This window comes from Escherichia sp. KCJ4928, assembly GCF_004352695.1.
In the GTDB taxonomy this organism is placed as follows: Bacteria; Pseudomonadota; Gammaproteobacteria; order Enterobacterales; family Enterobacteriaceae; genus ECMA0423.
Genome location: NZ_SJWV01000782.1, coordinates 1 through 255, shown reverse-complemented (window position 1 = coordinate 255; position 255 = coordinate 1). Strand labels below are relative to the sequence as shown.

1 protein-coding gene is annotated in these 255 nt (G+C 51.0%); it reads left to right on the top strand.

What is annotated here, in order from left to right; translation table 11 throughout:
• Nucleotides 1–255, top strand: a 255-nt coding sequence (locus E0D98_RS26755) for a transposase (RefSeq protein WP_152064227.1), incomplete at both ends; no start/stop codon positions are given.

The following is a 255-nucleotide window of genomic DNA, read 5'->3' as shown; positions in this document are numbered from 1 at the left end:
ACAGTATCAACCAGTAAAAAACCCCGTAAACAGCATTCGCCTGAATTTCGCAGTGAAGCCCTGAAGCTTGCTGAACGCATCGGTGTTACTGCCGCAGCCCGTGAACTCAGCCTGTATGAATCACAGCGCTACAACTGGCGCAGTAAACAGCAAAATCAGCAGACGTCTTCTGAACGTGAACTGGAGATGTCTACCGAGATTGCACGTCTCAAACGCCAGCTGGCAGAACGGGATGAAGAGCTGGCTATCCTCCAA